At 66.5% G+C, this 1,240-nt stretch carries 1 protein-coding gene and 1 pseudogene; both read left to right on the top strand.

Annotated elements, in window-relative coordinates; genetic code table 11:
- A partial coding sequence (locus CF70_RS13445; protein ID WP_035865143.1) for a TrbI/VirB10 family protein occupies positions 1-866 on the top strand: 866 nt, incomplete at its 5' end.
- Positions 859-1,240 (top strand): annotated as a pseudogene (locus tag CF70_RS13440) (lytic transglycosylase); the annotation flags it as partial. The gene CF70_RS13445 and the pseudogene CF70_RS13440, both read left to right, overlap by 8 nt.

The raw sequence follows: 1,240 nt of genomic DNA, 5'->3' as shown, positions 1-1,240 counted from the left end.
GTGAGCTGGCCAAGGCGAATGACACGGATACCGTCATGTCCTCGCCGATCTTCAAGCAGGACGGCGGCCGCATGCGCCGGGACGCTGGCAAGCGCCAGCCTGATCTTTCGGGTGTTGTCGATCCGGCCCAGATGCGCGGCCAGCAGCAGGCCGCTGCGGCGGGCATGGACGGCCTGGGTGGCATCGGCGGGGGTGCACCGGGCGGCGGCGACACCGCGCCCGTGTCGAGCGACAAGCAGTTCCTGCGTGGGGCGGCGGCCACCACCTTCACCCGCACCGGGTTCGCCGGCAAGCTCGCGCCGTGCACGGTGAGCCAGGGATTCGTGATTCCTGCGACTTTCGTCGGTGGCCTCAATTCGGACAAGCCCGGCGAATTCCGCGCCACAGTCACGAACGACGTCTACGACACAGTCAACGGCACCTGCAAAGCCATTCCGGCAGGCTCGACGCTGGTTGGTACATACAGCAGCGATATCGGCATCGGGCAGGAGCGCATTCTGGCGGCATTCACCCGGATGCAATTGCCTAATGGCAAGTGGGTACCGCTGCTTGGCATGGGTGGGGCCGATCCGAACGGCTATGCGGGCATCAGTGGCGACGTCAACAATCACTTCTTCAAGATCTTCTCGGGGGCCTTGATCATCGGCGTGCTGGAGCAGCGCTTCAACAACACCGCAACGGCGACGACTGCCTCCCCGGCAGGCATAACGACCTACGGCAACACCGCAGGGCAGGTGGCAGCGCAAACAGCGCAGACGATGCTCAACCGCAACCAGAACATCCGCCCGACGATTACTACGAAGCCGGGCCAGAAGATGATGGTGCAGGTCAAGCACGACATCGTGTTGGAGCCATACCGTGATTAAGGGTGCCGCCGCGTTCCTGTTGGCGCTGGCCGCGACGGGCGCGGGCGCGCAGACCGTCGAGGCGATGGTGAGCCCGACGACGCTGATCGTGCGCGACAACGGCGGGCCGCGCATCGTTTCTCTGCCGGGCAAGCCTGTGCTCTTTTGCGGGCTGGATCCGTTCGTCGGTTGGTCGGCGCGGTTGATTGGCGCGACCCTGCGCATGGAACCCGGCCAAGCGCCGGCGGTCGAGTCGCGCGGGCGGACCATGCCGCTCACGGCGCTGCTTGCACGCGATGGCTGGCTGCGCCCGGAGACGTTGGACGAGGGCGCCCAGGTGGCGCTGGTCGAGCGCCGCGGCGGGTGGGCCTGTGCACCGAAGACGGAAGCCTTTG

The sequence above is a fragment of the Cupriavidus sp. SK-3 genome (assembly GCF_000611145.1).
GTDB lineage: Bacteria > Pseudomonadota > Gammaproteobacteria > Burkholderiales > Burkholderiaceae > Cupriavidus.
The sequence above is the reverse complement of the archived record's forward strand: the minus strand, read 5'-3'. Positions and strand labels throughout refer to the sequence as shown.